The sequence below is a fragment of the Actinomadura livida genome (assembly GCF_014648675.1).
Classification (GTDB): Bacteria; Actinomycetota; Actinomycetes; order Streptosporangiales; family Streptosporangiaceae; genus Spirillospora; species Spirillospora livida.
Window position 1 is genome coordinate 324,349 of record NZ_BMRO01000002.1, and the last position, 15,370, is coordinate 339,718.

The 15,370-nt window shown below is 75.1% G+C and carries 14 protein-coding genes; 4 read left to right on the forward strand and 10 right to left on the reverse strand.

Going from position 1 to position 15,370, the window contains the following annotated elements; genetic code table 11:
• Window positions 1-2: 2 nt before the first annotated feature.
• Complete coding sequence (locus IEZ03_RS04780; protein ID WP_184884421.1) at window positions 3-1,508, reverse strand: serine/threonine-protein kinase; 1,506 nt, start codon at window positions 1,506-1,508, stop codon at window positions 3-5.
• Window positions 1,509-1,835: 327 nt separating this feature from the next.
• Here IEZ03_RS04780 and IEZ03_RS04785 point away from each other — a divergent pair, with 327 nt between their 5' ends.
• Window positions 1,836-3,710 carry a glycoside hydrolase family 3 protein gene (locus tag IEZ03_RS04785; RefSeq protein WP_184884423.1) on the forward strand — a complete coding sequence of 625 codons (1,875 nt, stop codon included), beginning with the start codon at window positions 1,836-1,838 and terminating at the stop codon, window positions 3,708-3,710.
• A 99-nt stretch (window positions 3,711-3,809) separates the two neighbouring features.
• On the opposite strand, the gene IEZ03_RS04790 is transcribed toward IEZ03_RS04785, so the two are convergent.
• Window positions 3,810-4,883, reverse strand: a complete 1,074-nt coding sequence (locus tag IEZ03_RS04790) for an alpha/beta hydrolase (RefSeq protein ID WP_184884425.1) — start codon at window positions 4,881-4,883, stop codon at window positions 3,810-3,812.
• A gap of 209 nt (window positions 4,884-5,092) precedes the next feature.
• Window positions 5,093-5,839, reverse strand: coding sequence for an alpha/beta fold hydrolase (locus IEZ03_RS04795; RefSeq protein ID WP_229808016.1), 747 nt, complete (start codon window positions 5,837-5,839; stop codon window positions 5,093-5,095).
• Between the two features lie 141 nt (window positions 5,840-5,980).
• Here IEZ03_RS04795 and IEZ03_RS04800 point away from each other — a divergent pair, with 141 nt between their 5' ends.
• Window positions 5,981-6,973 carry a helix-turn-helix transcriptional regulator gene (locus tag IEZ03_RS04800; RefSeq protein WP_229808017.1) on the forward strand — a complete coding sequence of 331 codons (993 nt, stop codon included), beginning with the start codon at window positions 5,981-5,983 and terminating at the stop codon, window positions 6,971-6,973.
• Between the two features lie 4 nt (window positions 6,974-6,977).
• Here the strand turns inward: IEZ03_RS04800 and IEZ03_RS04805 are convergent, their stop codons facing one another.
• The 7 genes from IEZ03_RS04805 to IEZ03_RS04835 all read right to left on the reverse strand — a co-directional run bounded on the left by IEZ03_RS04805 (window position 6,978) and on the right by IEZ03_RS04835 (window position 12,887).
• Window positions 6,978-7,544 (reverse strand): GNAT family N-acetyltransferase, encoded by a 567-nt coding sequence (locus tag IEZ03_RS04805; RefSeq protein ID WP_184884429.1) that lies wholly within the window; start codon window positions 7,542-7,544, stop codon window positions 6,978-6,980.
• An 84-nt stretch (window positions 7,545-7,628) separates the two neighbouring features.
• On the reverse strand, window positions 7,629-8,681 hold the full coding sequence (locus IEZ03_RS04810; RefSeq protein ID WP_184884430.1) for a YihY/virulence factor BrkB family protein: 1,053 nt from the start codon (window positions 8,679-8,681) through the stop codon (window positions 7,629-7,631).
• 55 nt (window positions 8,682-8,736) lie between these two features.
• Window positions 8,737-9,306 carry a DUF3618 domain-containing protein gene (locus tag IEZ03_RS04815; protein WP_184884432.1) on the reverse strand — a complete coding sequence of 190 codons (570 nt, stop codon included), beginning with the start codon at window positions 9,304-9,306 and terminating at the stop codon, window positions 8,737-8,739.
• A complete protein-coding gene (locus tag IEZ03_RS04820) occupies window positions 9,303-9,863 on the reverse strand; it encodes a phage holin family protein (protein ID WP_184884434.1) in 561 nt (186 codons plus the stop codon). Before IEZ03_RS04820 ends, IEZ03_RS04815 begins: the two co-directional genes overlap by 4 nt.
• Window positions 9,864-9,988: 125 nt before the next feature.
• Entirely contained in the window at window positions 9,989-11,113 is a 1,125-nt protein-coding gene (locus tag IEZ03_RS04825; RefSeq protein ID WP_184884436.1) for an AAA family ATPase, read from the reverse strand.
• A complete protein-coding gene (locus IEZ03_RS04830) occupies window positions 11,097-11,885 on the reverse strand; it encodes an RNA ligase family protein (RefSeq protein WP_184884438.1) in 789 nt (262 codons plus the stop codon). Before IEZ03_RS04830 ends, IEZ03_RS04825 begins: the two co-directional genes overlap by 17 nt.
• A gap of 105 nt (window positions 11,886-11,990) precedes the next feature.
• Window positions 11,991-12,887, reverse strand: a complete 897-nt coding sequence (locus tag IEZ03_RS04835) for a Vgb family protein (protein ID WP_184884440.1) — start codon at window positions 12,885-12,887, stop codon at window positions 11,991-11,993.
• 123 nt (window positions 12,888-13,010) lie between these two features.
• Here IEZ03_RS04835 and IEZ03_RS04840 point away from each other — a divergent pair, with 123 nt between their 5' ends.
• Window positions 13,011-13,610 carry a TetR/AcrR family transcriptional regulator gene (locus IEZ03_RS04840; RefSeq protein WP_229808018.1) on the forward strand — a complete coding sequence of 200 codons (600 nt, stop codon included), beginning with the start codon at window positions 13,011-13,013 and terminating at the stop codon, window positions 13,608-13,610.
• 253 nt (window positions 13,611-13,863) lie between these two features.
• Window positions 13,864-15,309: a rifampin monooxygenase gene (gene rox / locus IEZ03_RS04845; protein WP_184884442.1), complete on the forward strand. Its 1,446-nt coding sequence runs from the start codon at window positions 13,864-13,866 to the stop codon at window positions 15,307-15,309.
• Window positions 15,310-15,370 lie beyond the last annotated feature (61 nt).

Below are 15,370 nucleotides of genomic sequence, written 5' to 3' on the forward strand. Positions count from 1 at the left end.
AGTCACCTCCGGGTGGCGCGCAGGACGGCGACGACCTGCTCGGCGGTCGCGGTCAGCCCGGCGCGGACCGCGGCGGGGTCGTCGCTCCCGGACACCTCGGTCCGGACGCTCAGCACCACGTTCGAGTCGCGGAAGGTCACCTCCAGGAGGCGGAGCTCGCCACCCGAGTCCGCCCCGGAAGTCTCGGTGCGGACCTCGCGGACGAACGCGTCGTCGCCCACACCGTCCAGCGGGCGGGGACGCCGCGCGGCCAGCCGGGACACGAAACCCGACAGCGTCGCCGACTCCTCCTGGTACGTGAACGGATACCGCTGCTCGTGCTCCACGTCGAACCCGTGCAGGAACCGCAGCCAGCGGTGCGCGGCGCGGACCGAGGAGAACCGCAGCGCGCCGGGCGCGCCGTGCTCACCGCGGTACCCCTCGTACCAGCGCAGGCCGTACCGGTCGCCGGAGCAGCTGTGCACCCCGGACGCGGCCGTGTCGGCGGCACCGAACCCGAACCCCGCCAGCGCCATCGGGCACGGCCGGACGCCCGCGCCGTAGGCGCTCGGGCCCCGGGGGCCGGTGACCGCGTCGGGCAGCAGGAACACCCCGGCCGCGACGGCCATGGCCGCCAGCCACGCCGTCTCCGGCAGCAGCCGCCCCCGCAGTTTCAGCCGCGGGCGGCGCGGCCGGCCCGCCGCGATCCGCCGCAGCGTCCGGTCCAGCGCGGCCGGATCGGGACGCTCGGCGGGGTCCTTGCGCAGCAGCGCCGCCAGCACCGGCCGCAGCGGCCCCGCCCGCCGGGGACGCGGCGGCGCCTCGGTCAGCGTGGCCGCCAGCGTCGCCGCGTCGCTGGACCGGGCGAACGGGCCGCGGCCCTCCACCGCCGCGTACAGGGTCACCCCGAGGGAGAACAGGTCGCTGCGGCCGTCGACGGGCCCGCCGCCCAGCCGCTCCGGGGCGATGTGCCCGGGGTTGCCGACCACCGTCCCGGTCCGGGTCAGCGCCGTATCCCCGTCCGTCACGGCGATGCCGAAGTCGGTCAGGACCACCCGCCCGTCCTCGGCCAGCAGCACGTTGCCCATCGACACGTCCCGGTGCAGCACCCCGGCGGCGTGCGCGGCGCGCAGCGCGGCCAGCACCGCGGCGCCCACCCGCGCGGCCTCCGCGGGCGGCACCGGCGCCGCCGCGCGCAGCGTCACGCCGTCGACCAGCTCCGTCACGATCCACGGCCGGTCGTCGTGGACGAACACGTCGTGCACCACCACGATCGACTCGTGCTCCAGCCGGGCGGCCGTCCGCGCCTCCCGCGCGGCGCGCTCCACCAGCCGCCGCCGCTCCTCGGACGCCAGGCCCTCCGGCAGCAGCACCTCCTTGACCGCGACCCGCCGCCGCAGCGCGCGGTCGTCGGCCTCCCACACCCGCCCCATCCCGCCGCGCCCGATCTCGCGCAGCAGCCGGTACCGGCCACCGCCCGGCACCCCGCCGTCCGGCATCTCACCGCCCGGTATTTCACGGTCCGGCATGGCGGCGGAGTCTGTGTCGGCGGGACGCGTCTCAGCGGGGGTCTCATCGCCCGGGGCGGTGGCGGACGGCCGCGCGGTGTCGCCGACCGGGCCGACGGGAAGCTCCAAGGTCCACGCTCCGGCTGGGAGGCACACGCGCGAGCGGATCGTGCACAACGATAAGCAGCGCCGGCGGCGACTATGATCATTTGCCCTGTTTCGGCCACGGGTGCGGGGGACGCGGGCGCCGTGTCGTCGATCCTTGCCGTGGACGGCGCCGCCGCCGGGGGTTAGCGTGCCGGGAGGAAGCTTGATCATCCGCAGGCTCGGGGGCCGGAGGGAGCCGACATGTACCGTCCCCGCACGCGCCGCCGCCGGTGGCTCGCCGGACTCACCGCGGGCGCCCTCGCCGTCACCGGGCTGACCGCCGTGACCACGCCCGCCGCGCAGGCCGCGCCGCCCGGCGGCCCCGGCGCCGGGCAGGGCGCCGGGCACGGGAAGAACCCCGCGATCATGCGGATCCTGCGGTCGATGACGCTGGAGGAGAAGGCCGCCCAGCTGTTCGTCCTGCAGATCCACGGCCTCAGCGCCGACACGACCGACCCCGCCGCCGTCGCCGCCAACCGCAGGCTGTACGGGGCCGACAACGCCGAGCAGGTCATGGCCCGCTACCGGCCCGGCGGGTTCATCTACTACGGCGAGAACGTCCGCGACCCCCAGCAGGTCGCCGCGTTCTCCAACGGCATCCAGCGCGCCGCCGCGGCCCAGCCCCACCGGATCCCCGCCACGATCGCCACCGACCAGGAGGGCGGCATCGTCGCCCGCCTCCAGCCGCCCGCGACCCAGTCGCCCGGCGCGATGGCCCTGGCCGCCGGGCGCCGCACCGCCGACGCCCGCGCCCTGGCCCGCATCACCGGCCGGGAACTGCGCGCCGTCGGCGTCAACCAGAACTACGCGCCCGACGCCGACGTGAACGTCAACCCCGCCAACCCCGTCATCGGCGTCCGGTCCTTCGGCTCCGACCCCGGCCTGGTGGCGTCCATGGTCACCGCGCAGATCCGCGGCTACCGCTCCGCCGGGGTCACCGCCACCGCCAAGCACTTCCCCGGCCACGGCGACACCACCACCGACAGCCACGTCGGCGTCCCGGAGATCGACCACACCCGCGAGGAGTGGGAGCGGCTCGACCTGCCGCCGTTCCGCGCCGCCATCGCCGCCGGCGTCGACTCGATCATGACGGCGCACATCGTCGTGCCGTCCCTGGACCCCTCCCGCGACCCCGCCACCCTGTCGCGGCCCATCCTCAGCGGGATCCTGCGCGACCGGCTCGGCTACCGCGGCGTCGTCGTCACCGACGCGCTCGACATGGACGGCGTCCGCGCCAAGTACGGCGACGAGCGCATCCCCGTCCTCGCGCTCAAGGCGGGCGTCGACGTGCTGCTCAAGCCGCCGGTCGGCGAGGACGGCGACGGCGTGTTCCCCCGCCAGTTCGCCGCCGTCGTCGACGCCGTCCGCTCCGGCGAGCTGACCGAGCGGCGCATCGACGAGTCGGTGTACCGGATCCTGGCGCTCAAGCACGAGCGCGGCCTGTTCCGCGACCCCTACGCCGACCCCGCCGAGGTCGGCGAGATCGTCGGGTCGCCCGCGCACCTGGCCGCCGCCCAGCGCGCCGCCGACCGCACCACCACCCTGGTCAAGAACGACGCCGGCGTCCTGCCGCTGCGGCCCGGCGCCCGCGACGTCCTCGTCACCGGATGGGGCGTGTCCACCACCGCCGCGCTCGGCACCGAGATCGCCCGCCGCGGCGCCACCACCACCATCAGGCAGACCGGCGCCGCCCCCACCCGGCCGCAGATCGACGAGGCCGTCGCCGCCGCCCGCGGCCAGGACCTCGTCGTCGCCGTCACCAACCGCGCCTGGGACGTCAAGGAGGAGCCCGGCCACAACGGCCCCGGCCAGATGAACCTCGTCAAGGCGCTGCTGGCCACCGGCACGCCCGTCGTGGTCGTCGCCGTCCGCGACCCCTACGACATCGCCTGGTTCCCCGAGGCCGGCACCTACCTGGCCACCTACTCCTACACCGCCGAGGCGCTGCGGTCGGCGGCCGCGTCGCTGTTCGGCGAGCTGAACCCGCGCGGGCGGCTGCCCGTCACGATCCCCGTCCGCGACGAGCCCGGCACCGCCCTCTACCCCTTCGGGCACGGGCTGGGCTACCGCCGCTGACCCCCGCCCGCGCGGCCGGGAGACACCGGCGGTCCGGTTCCGGGACGGCAGCCGCTGCCGTCCCGGAACCGGACCGGGTCATTCACCGGGGGGCGACGGTCAAACCTTCTGCGCGCCGATCGACTTCATCAGCGCCGGCCACACGAACTGCGCCTCGCGGATCCACGCCGGCCAGTTGTGCCGGCCGTCGCCGTAGATGTGCGCGGTGTAGGGGATCTTCAGCTCGTCCAGCCGCTTCTTGAACTCCTTGTTGTTGGCGCCGACCGCGATCTCGCTCAGCAGCCCGATGTCCCACGGCGCCACGTTCGGGTCGCCGGGGCCGGGCCGGCCCGTCGTGCCGGCGGAGAAGAACAGGCCGGTGCCGCGCAGTCTCGGCGCCAGCGCGTGCGGGTCGTGCGCCGCCCAGTTCGCGTCGTCGGCCCACGGGATGCCCCAGATCGCGAACGGGTCCTGCCCGTTGCCGGCGTTGGTGAACATCAGCAGCGCCGGCATCCCGATCGACCGCATCGACAGCACGCCGCTCAGCGACGCCGCGTACTTGAACAGCCCCGGATGCCGCGCCGCGTAGCTCATCGCGCCCGCGCCGCCCGAGGAGTTGCCGATGGCCGCGCGCAGCGCGCCCGCGCCGTAGTTGCGCTCCATCAGCTGCCGGACCTCGGCGGTGTGGAACGTCTCCCACTTGGGCGTCCCGCCCCGGCCGTAGTTGTGCCAGTTGGCGTACGAGCCGTCGGCGCCCTCGGGCATGACGACGATGACGTTGTACTTGGCCGCCCACGCCTCGATGTCGGTGCTCCGCGTCCAGGACGTGTAGTCGTCCTGGCCGCCGTGGAAGGCGTACAGGACGGGCCACGTCGCCTGCGAGCCGCGCTTCCAGTTCTTCGGCAGCAGGATGCGGGTCTTCACCGACCGGCCGAGCGAGGGCGAGTTGATCGTGATGTCGACGGCCCTGGTGCCGACCTCCTGCTCGGCGGTGATCCGCGCCCCGGTGTCCGCCGGGACCGGAGCCGCCGCCAGTGCCCCGGCCAGTGCCCCCGCCGCTGCCGGTGCCGCCGCGTGCGCGGCGCTCACGCCCACCCCGCCGACCCCGGCGGCCAGGATCGCGGCGGACGCGCCCGCCGCCAGCGAGCGGCGCAGCGGAGAGCGGAGCGGCCGACGGCCGACGGAGGGTGTCATCTGCTCACCTCGCGGAACTGGCCCGACCCCCGTGGCCGCGCGACTCCCGCAGAGTGTCCTCGCCTCCGCCGGAACGATCTACAGGCACGATTAACAAGAAATACATCGCACCCTGTGAACATGTGAGTCATCCGCCCAGCTCCGGAAGGGGTCGGACGCGCGCAACGGCGCCACACGCCCCCCGGGGCGCCCCGCCCGGCGGGTTCGCGTCACCGCGCGGCGGCTTCGACGAGCAGCGCCGCCAGGTCGCGCGGCCGCGACAGCATCGGCCAGTGCCCCGTGGGCAGCTCCCGGTAGGTCCAGCCCGGCCCGGTCATCTCCGCGAACACCGGATGGCCCTGCTCGGCCATCGCCCTGACCGCGGCGAGGGGGATCGTGGTCGCGATCAGCGTCCGCGGCGTCGCCGGCAGCGGGTCGGGGCGCTTGAGCGGCTGCGTCGCCGTGCCGAACGGCTGCGGGGTACCGCGCTCTTGCAGGACGGCGAGCTGCTCCTCGGTCAGGCCGGCCAGCTCGCCTGAACCGGCGTCCGAGCCGGCGTCCGTGGTGAAGGGCGGCACCGGGATCTTCCACCCCTCGCCCTCCTCGGCGACCTGCCTCTCCAGCTCGGCGCGGGCCTCGGGCTCGTGGAAGTCGATGCCGGCCATGCCCGACGGCATCGGCCCGGTGTCGACGTAGACGATCCGCGCGATCCGCCCGGGGATCCGGTCGGCCGCGCCCGTCGCGGCCATGTTCGCGCCGCTGTGCGCGACGAGCACGACCCGCTCCAGCCCGCCGCCCTCCACGACCTGCACGATGTCGGCGATGTGGGTGTCGACGCAGACACCCGGAGCGGCCTCGGCCGCCCGCTCACCCTGCCCCGCCGGTGTCACCGCGTGGACGTCGTGCCCCGCCGCGCGCAGCTCGGCCGCCACTTCGTCCCACGCCCACGCGCCGAGCCAGAAACCCGGGACCAGCACGAACGCCGCCCTGTCACCTGTCGCCGTATTGCCTGTCGCCGTATTGCCTGCCGCCATGTCAGCCGTCCCTTCCTCGATGGGTACGGCTTCACGCTACGGTCGATACCGGACAGGAACCGCCCGGATTTGGTGGGTCATCTCGTGTCGTATCCCTCGCCCTCGCATCCGACGACCCGGGTCCTCGCGATGCTGGAACTGCTGCAGGCCAACCACCGGATCGGCGGAGCGGAGCTGGCCCGGCGGCTCGGCGTGGACGAGCGGACCGTGCGCCGCTACGCCGCGCGGCTGGGAGACCTCGGCGTCCCCGTCGTCGCCGAACGCGGCCGCCACGGCGGCTACCGCCTCATGCCCGGCTACAAGCTGCCGCCGCTCATGCTGACCGACGACGAGGCCGCCGCCGTGGTCCTCGGCCTGCTCGCCGGACGCCGCGTCGGGCTGCCCGGCCAGGCCACCGAGAGCGCCCTCGCCAAGGTGCAGCGCGTCCTGCCCGCCGCGCTGCGCGACCGGGTCCAGGCACTGCGCGAGACGCTCGGGTTCACCCTCCCCGCCCGCGAGCCCGCCCCGGACACCGCGGCGTCAGCGGCCGGGGGAGTGCCCGGCATCGGGACCGTCCTCACGCTGGCCGCCGCGACCCGCGAGCGGCGCCGCGTCCGGCTGCGGTACCGCTCCCGGCAGGGCGAGCCCACCGAACGCGACCTGGACCCCTACGGGCTGGTGTTCCACTCCGGCCGCTGGTACGTCACCGGCCACGACCACCGCAGCGGCGAGACCCGCACCTTCCGGGTCGACCGCGTCGCCTCCGCCGAGCCGGGCACCGCCCGCTACGAGATCCCCGCCGGCGTCGACCCCGTGCGGCAGGTCGCCCGGTCGCTGGCGAGCGTCCCGTGGGCCCACGAGGTCGAGGTGCTGCTGGAGACCACCCTCGCCGAGGCGCGGCGCCGCATCCCCGCCACCGCCGCGACGCTCACCGAGCAGGACGGCGGAGTGCTGATGGAGACGCGCGCAGAACGCCTGGACGGCATGGCGCAGATGCTCGCCGGGCTCGGCTTCCCGTTCGCCATCCGCCGCCCCGGCGAACTGCGCGACCACGTCCGCGACCTCGCCCGCACCCTGCACGAGCAGGCCGGGCGCTGACCGGTCAGGACGCGGAGCGGGCCTCCCACTCGTGGCGCAGCATCGCGTAGATGATCTCGTCGGTCCACTCGCCCTTGACCAGCTCGTTCTGCACCAGGTGCGCCTCACGGCGGAACCCGAGCCGCTCCAGCACCCGCGCGGACGCGGTGTTGCGGCCGTCCAGCCGCCCCACCACGCGGTGCAGGCCCAGGCCCTCGAAGCCCAGCCGCAGCACCACCTCGGCGGCCTCGGTCGCGAAGCCCTTGCCGTGGTAGGCGGGATTGAAGATGTACCCGATCTCGCCCTGCCGGTGCTCCCGGCTGCGCCACTGCAGGTTCACCTCGCCGATCAGGTCGCCGGTCTGCCGCCGCACCACGGCCAGGACGAGCCAGTCGCCCTCCTTCTCCACGGTGGACGCCATCATCTTCTGCTTCAGGAACGCACGCGACTCCTCCATGTTCCGGGGTTCCCAGTACAGGAAGCGCGCCACCTCGGGCAGGGACTGGTAGGCGTACAGGCCCTCGAGGTCGTCCGCGCAGAACGGCCGGAGCGCCAGCCGCTCGGTCTCGATCGGGTAGGCCGGACGGAGCATGCGAAGGATCCTATTCACCGTGTTCGGCCTTGTGCGACCCGTGATTCCCCGGGATCGGCCCCGGCGGGCGATGTCAGCGTGCGCTCACGAGCGTCCCGCGCCGGGGCGCTGCTCGCGCGGGCCCGGCGCCGGCTCCGCCCCGGACCGGTGCGCGCCGCCGTCCGCTCCGCCGTTCGCGCCGGAGGGGTCGTCGAGGCCCATCTCGCGGCGCTGCGCGTCGCCGAACGCGCGGGTGTCGCGGAACTCCACGTACGGCTTCTCCTCGGGGGACTGCCCGCCGGCGATGGCGCGGCCCCGCTCCAGCTCCGCGTTCAGCTCGGCGCCCAGCAGGATCGCCAGGTTCGTGATCCAAAGCCACACCAGGAAGATGATCACTCCGGCGATGCTGCCGTAGGTCTTGTTGTAGGAGCCGAAGTTGGCCACGTAGAGCGCGAACAGGCCCGAGGCCGCCAGCCACAGCACCACCGCCAGGATCCCGCCCGGCGTCACCCACCGGAAGCGGCGCTTGGCGTTCGGCGCTACCCAGTACAGCAGCGAGAACAGCAGGCTGACGATCAGCAGCATCACCGGCCACTTGGCGATGTTCCAGACGGTCACGGCCTGCGACCCCAGCCCGAGCGCGTCGCCGACCTCGCGGGCCAGCGACCCCGACACCACCACCGCGACCGCCGACGCCGCCAGCCCGATCAGCGACACCAGCGTCACCGCGATCCGCAGCGGGATCGTCTTCCAGAACGGGCGGCCCTCGGGGATGTCGTAGATGATGTTGGACGCCTTCATGAACCCGCCGACGTACCCCGACGCCGACCACACCGCGCCCGCCAGGCTCAGCACCGCGACCACCCCGGCGCCCCCGGTGCCCTGCAGCCCCTCGATGGCGCTGATCAGCAGGTCGCCGACCTCGCCCGGCGCCAGGTCCTCGACGCTCTTGATCAGGTCGTCGGTGGCCGACCGGCCCGTCAGGCCGACCAGCGACACCACCACCAGCAGCGCCGGGAAGATCGACAGGATGGCGTAGTAGGTGAGGGCGGCGGCCCAGGCCGCCAGCTCGTCGTTCTTGAACTCGGTCACCGCCCGTTTCAGCGCGTCCTTCCACGAGGTGGCCGAAAGGGCGGTGGGGCCGCCGGGGTCGGGCATGACCGGGCCTTCTCTCACACTGGCGTCACGGGGGCGGTGCTCTACAGGGCCGCTCTCACAAGGGCATGCGGCTGCGCTTCACCTTGACGGGCTCCTTCTGAGCGGAGCGGAAGACGACCCGCACCGGGGCCCTGCGCCCGCGGCCCGGCATCGACACCGACCCGAACATGCCGGATCCGAACATGCCGGACCTGCCCGAGCCGAGCCTCTTCAGAACCGGCTTGGACCCGCCGCCCAGCTTCGAGCCGGTCCGCAGCTTCGACGCGGCGCCGTGTTTCACCTTGTAGCTCAGCCGCGACCTGGCGGCGCGGCGCCGGTGCACCAGCACCGCGGCCAGCGCGACCGCGCCCGCCGAGGCGATCACGACGCCGCCCCGCTTGGCCGACTCGCCACCGCCCGCGTCCTTCGCCCGCGCGGTGGCCTCCCTGCGCCGGGCCCGCGCCGTCGCCGCGGTCTCGCGCATCCTCGCCTTGGCCTCGGTGGCCTTCTGCCTGGCCATGGCCTTGACGTCGGCCTTGGCGGCCAGCTGCTCCACCGTCTCGCCGAGATCGTGGCGCGCCCGGTCGACCTCCTGGCGCAGCTCCTCGGTCCCGGCCTCGGCGCCGTGCTTGCCCTGCGTGGTCATCGGTGCGTCGCCCTCTCCTTCAACTCGGCCACCGCCTGCTTCGCCTCGTCCATGGCCTGCTCGGGCTTGGCGGGGCCGGCGCGCCTGGTCTGCGACCGGCCGAGCATCGCCAGGATGCCCGCGACGAGCATCAGCACCGCGCCGACGATGAGCGCGGACGCCCACACCGGCAGCGCCACCGCGATCGCGGCGATCGCCGCGGCGATCAGCGCGCCGCCCCCGTACAGCGCCACCAGGGCGGCGCCGCCGAACATGCCCGCGCCGGTCCCGGCGTGGCGGCCCTTGTCCTTCAACTCGGCCACCGCCAGGCGCACCTCGGCGCGCAGCAGGTCCGACACCTGCCGTGTCGCCTGCCTGATCAGCTCTCCGGTGCCCGCCTCGTGGTCGGTGCCGCGGAACTCGGGGGCGCGCCCGTAGTCCTGGCGGTGCACGCCCGCGGCCTCGTCCGCGGTCGCGGCGTCCACCGCGGCGCCGGGTGCGGCGCCGGGTGCGGCGCCGGGTGCGGCGCCGGGGGCGGTGCCGGTCCTGCCGTCCTGTGCCGGCCGCGCGATGCTCATAGCTCCGGCCTCCTCGCGTCGTCGTCGAAGCCTGGCCTAGAGCCCGTTCCCCCTGCTCGTGGGCTAAACGTGGCGGCGCGCCGACCCGCGGTGATCGGCCCGCCCGCGCGGCCCCGGGCCGCAGGTCAGCCGCCGGTCAGCCAGTCGACGCGGTGCGCCTCGGTCGGATCGGGGGTCTCCCAGCGGCGGACGAGCCGGTCGACGACCGCGTCGGGGACGGGCGACTCGCGGCGCCGGTTGCGGTCGCGGAGCACGGGCGGCGGCGCCTCCAGCGCGACGATCTCCACCCGGCCGCGGTAGCGGGCGACGAGCCCGGTGCACAGTTCGCGCTGCGCCCGCGACACGTTGGTGGCGTTCCACACGAACGACCTCCCCGCGCGCAGGTGCCCGCGGGCCAGCTCGTACGCGGCGGCGGCCACGGCGCGCTGGTCCCCGGCGGGGGAGACGCCCATCTCGGCGCGGAGCCGGTCGAGGCTGACGACCGGCCGGTCCGGGCGGTGCGCGGCGATCCAGTGGTCCTTGCCGGCGCCGGGCAGGCCCGACAGGACGGTCGCGGTGAGGCGGGTGTCGTCGTAGGCGGCGTAATCGGCGTCGCGGCCGGGCTTGCGGAAGAACCAGAACCGGGCGTGGTCGGACGGGAACGCGCGCGCACCGTCCAGGCACCGCTGCTCGTCGCAGTACTCCCCGTACAGGGCGACGTTGTCCAGCAGCTCGGCCGTGTCCGGGCACACCCGCCCGAGGATGTCGGCGGACGCCAGCAGCACCAGGTCGTCGTTGCGGGCCAGCAGGCTGACCCGGAACGCGATCTGCTGCAGGTCGGGTCGCTCCAGCGCCCAGAACGGCACCTGGTGGTGGCGGATCAGCGCCGCGACGTGCTCGCGCCAGGCGACCGGCGCGCCCAGCTCCCACAGGATCCGCCGCGCCATCAGGTCGCCGCGCCGCGAATGGCCGCGGGCGGTGATGCGGCCGTCGTCGTCGACGCTCGTGCAGTGCGGCTTGGCGATGTCGTGCATCAGCACCGCCGCGAACAGCCGCACCCGCTCGGCGCGCGGGCGGGCCCGCCACTGCGGCAGCGACGCCAGCGCCTCGCACGCCATCCGCGTGTGGACCTCGACGTCGCCCTCGCCGTGGTAGACCGCGTCCTGCGGGACGCCGGCCATGTCGCGGACCCATCCGAACGCGTCGCGGATCCGCGCCCAGGGCAGGTCCCAGTGCGGCGGCGCGGGGCACAGGTCATCGAACACCCGCATACAGCACCTCCGGATCGGCGAGGGCGTTGGCGATCACGGGCCGGTCCTGCCAGTGGGTGCCCGAGTCCAGGATCGCGGTCAGGAAACTCGGCCGGACCCACTTGTAGCGCCCGACCGTCTCGCCGCCCTCCTCCACCTTGATGTAGAGGCCCTCCATGTCGTCGGAGTCGTCGGTCTCCCCGGCGACGCGGGCGGGGTCGGCGCCGGCCGCCTCCGCCGCGGCGCGCAGCGCGCCCCGCCACGCGGCGGTGCGGCAGGTGGACGGCCCGGCCAGCGCCGTCAGCGCCGCCGCGTCCGGCAGCGGGCCCTCGTGCAGGACCGGCACCGCCACCACCGGCGTCCCGGCGAGCAGCTCCCGGCGCCGCGCGGTGGACAGGAACGTCCCGTCGGAGCGGTCCACCACGTCGAACTCGCAGAAGTAGTGGGGGAGCGCGTCGTAGAAGACGGTGTGCTTGGCGTAGAGCCACTCCCCGTACATGACGTACCGGTCCCGGAGCCGTTCCCGCAGCACGTGCTGGACGGAGGCGGCCCACGCCTTCAGCGGCGCGAACTGGCGTTCGCGGGGGCCGCCGGTCAGGTAGTGGCCGCGGCTCTGCAGCCGCAGTTCCCCGCCGGCGGTGAAGCTGATGCCGGAGTTGGCGCCGTCGAGCTTCTCCTCCACCACCAGGTACCGCCCGGCGATCTCGGAGAACGGCACCGAGGCGAGGTCGTGGTCCCCCGGCTGGAGCCGGGAGCCGACGATGTGCCGGGTCCGGGGGTACTTGCGGAGCATGCGGCCCGTTGTATCCGACCCTGCCGTTGCCGCCCAACCGGTTTTCGCGCCGGCGGGCGCCCCCGCGGCGGTTCGGCGGCGGTTCGCCGGCGGCCCTGCGGCAGGTCAGCCGGGGGTGACGCGGGCGATCGCTCCGGTCCGCAGGGTGACCCACAGCGTCCCGCCGGGGCCGGGCGCGATGCCGAGCGGCCCGCATCCCGGGGTGGGGAGCGGGTGCTCGTCGATGCGGCCCTCGGGGGTGATGCGGCCGACGTGCGCGGTGCCGCGCTCGGTGAACCACAGGTCGCCGCCCGGGCCGGTGACGATGGCGTGCGGGCGGGCGTCCGGATCGGGCAGGGGGAACTCGGTGACCTTGCCGCGGGTGGTGATCCTGCCGATGTGCCCCGTGCCGGTCGCGGTGAACCAGAGGGCGCCGTCGGGCCCGGCGGTGATGCCGGCGGGCGCGGACCCCTCGGTCGGCAGGGAGTGGACGGTGACGCCCCCGCCGGTGGTGATCCTGCCGACGGCGTCGCCCCGGTGGAGGGTGAACCACATCGCCCCGTCCGGGCCCGCGGTGATCATCGAGGGCATCGCGGCCGGGGCGGGGAGCGGGTGCTCGGTGACCTGCCCGTCGGGGGTGACGCGGCCGATGCGGCCGGTGCGCTGCTCGGTGAACCACAGCGCGCCGTCCGGTCCGGCCGCGATCCCGCACGGGCCGGAGCCGCCCGGCGCCGGGAACCGTTCCGCGTCGCCGCGGGGCGTGATCCGGCCGATCGCGTCGCCGTCGAAGGCGGTGAACCACAGCGCGCCGTCGGGACCGGCCGTGATGGCCGACGGACCGCGCAGCAGCGGGCCGGGATGGTGCAGGACGACCCGGCCGTCCGGTGCCAGCGCGCCCACGCGGCCGTCGCCGGCCAGCGTGAACCACGCCGCCCCGTCCGGCCCGGCGGTGATCCCGTGCAGGCCCGCGTCCCGGTCGCAGACGGCGAACTCCCTGATGGTGGCGTACGAACCCTGCGTCATGAACGTCCCCCTCGTCCCTGACTGCTCTATCCGCACCGGCGCCCGGATAACGCGACACCCGCGGCGTTACCCTGGCCGGGTGCGGAACCCCCGACCGATCACCCGGCGCCGCGGGGGCCGCCGGTGACCGGCCCGGGGACGGCCCGTCCCGGCGGCCGGACCGCGCGGGTGCGCGACGCCGTCCGGCGCGCCACCCTCGCCGAACTGGCCGAGCGCGGCTACGCGGGCCTCACCGTGGAGGCGGTCGCCGCCCGGTCCGGCGTGCACCGGACCACCGTCTACCGGCGCTGGCGCAACGCCGACGGGCTCGTCGCCGACGCCCTCGACCTCGCCGCCGGGGAGCCGTGGCCGGTGCCCGACACCGGCACCCTGGAGGGCGACCTGCGGGTCATCGCCCGGCTCGTCCTGACCGGCTACGCCGATCCCGAGCAGGGACCCGTCGCGCGCGCGTTCGTGCTGGCCGCCGCGCAGAGCGCCGTCGCGGCCCGCGCCCTGAACGCCTTCTTCGCGCGGCGGCACGAGCAGTCCGCGGTGGTGGTCGAGCGCGCGGCCGTGCGCGGCGAGGTGCCCGCCGGGACCGACGCCGCCGAGGTCGTCCGGCTCGCGGTCGCGCCGCTGTACTACCGGCTGTTCGTCACCGGCGAGCCGGTCGACGAGGCCGCCGCCGACCGCGCCGCCGGGGCCGCGGCCGCCGCCGCACGGGCCGGGGCACTCGTCACCTGACCCCGTGCGGCCGCTCCCGGATTGCCGGGCGGCGCAAAAAGAAAAGGCGGGGAGATCGCTTCTCCCTGCCACTCTCAATATATAGCACACGGGGGCCCTTGCGGCAAGACCCCGGTCGTGCTGCACAATTTCCGTCCGAGGCCGGATTCCCCGCAATATCGGGGGTTCGGGAAATGGGCGTGTCGGCAGGTCAGCGCCTTGCGGAATGCGCGGGGCCTAGGGCCGGAATGCGGCCCGGGAAAATGGGGGCTTCATGTTCGACGTGATCATCGCCGGTGGCGGGCCGACCGGAATGATGCTGGCCGCGGAGCTGCGGCTGCACGGCGTCCGGGTCCTGGTGGTGGAACGCGACGCCGAGCCGGGCAAGATCGTCCGCTCGCTCGGCCTGCACGTGCGCAGCATCGAGATCATGGACCAGCGCGGGATCCTGGACCGGTTCCTGGAGCGCGGCACCGAGTACCCGCTCGGCGGCTTCTTCGCCGCCATCAGCAAGCCGGCGCCCGAAGGGCTGGACACCGCGCACCCCTACGTCCTCGGCATCCCGCAGTCCATCACCGACCGCCTGCTGGAGGAGCGCGCCGCCGAACTCGGCGCCGAGATCCGCCGCGGCCGCGCGCTGACCGGGCTCGACCAGGACGAGGACGGGGTGACCGCCGGGCTCGCCGACGGCACCCGGCTGCGCGCCCGGTACCTCGTCGGCTGCGACGGCGGCCGCAGCACGGTCCGCCGGCTCCTCGGCATCCCGTTCCCCGGCGAGCCCGCCACCGCCGAGACGCTGCTGGGCGAGATGGAGGCGGCCGAGGACCCGGAGCAGATCATCAAGATCGTCGAGGAGGTCCGCGAGACCGAGAAGCGGTTCGGTCTCGGACCCATCGGGGACGGGATCTACCGCGTCGCCGTCCCCGCCGAGGAGGTCGCCGAGGACCGCGCGGCCCCGCCGACCCTGGAGGACTTCAGGCGGCGGCTGCGGGCGGTCGCCGGCACCGACTTCGGCGTGCACTCCCCGCGCTGGCTGTCGCGGTTCGGCGACGCCACCCGGCAGGCCGAACGGTACCGGGAGGGGCGGGTGCTGCTGGCCGGCGACGCCGCCCACATCCACCCGCCGGCCGGGGGGCAGGGCCTCAACCTCGGCGTCCAGGACGCGTTCAACCTCGGCTGGAAACTCGCCGCCGAGGTCGGCGGCCGGGCACCGGAGGGCCTGCTGGACACCTACCAGACCGAGCGGCACCCCGTCGCCGCCGCCGTGCTGGACAACACCCGCGCGCAGATGGAGCTGATGTCCAACGCGCCGGGGCCCCGGGCGGTGCGGCGGCTGGTGTCGCGGCTGATGGACTTCAACGAGGTCAACCGGTACCTCACCGAGCGGATCATCGCGACCGCGATCCGCTACGACTTCGGCGAGGGCCACGAGCTGCTCGGCCGGCGGATGCCGGACGTCCGGCTGAAGCGGGGCCGCCTGTACGAGCTGACCCGCGGGGGCCGCGGGCTGCTGCTCGACCAGACCGGCCGGCTCTCGGCGGCGGGCTGGGCGGACCGCGTCGACCACGTCATCGACACCGTAGACATCGCCGACGGAGGTGCGGGCCTGGACGTGCCCGCCCTGCTCCTGCGGCCCGACGGGCACGTGGCGTGGACCGGCGAGGACCAGGCCGGACTGGAGGACGCGCTGGCCCGCTGGTTCGGCGCCTCCGCGGACTGAGCGCCGGGCACGCGGGTCACCGGGGCCGGGCCGCGGCGGAATGTCCCGCCGCGGCCTTGCA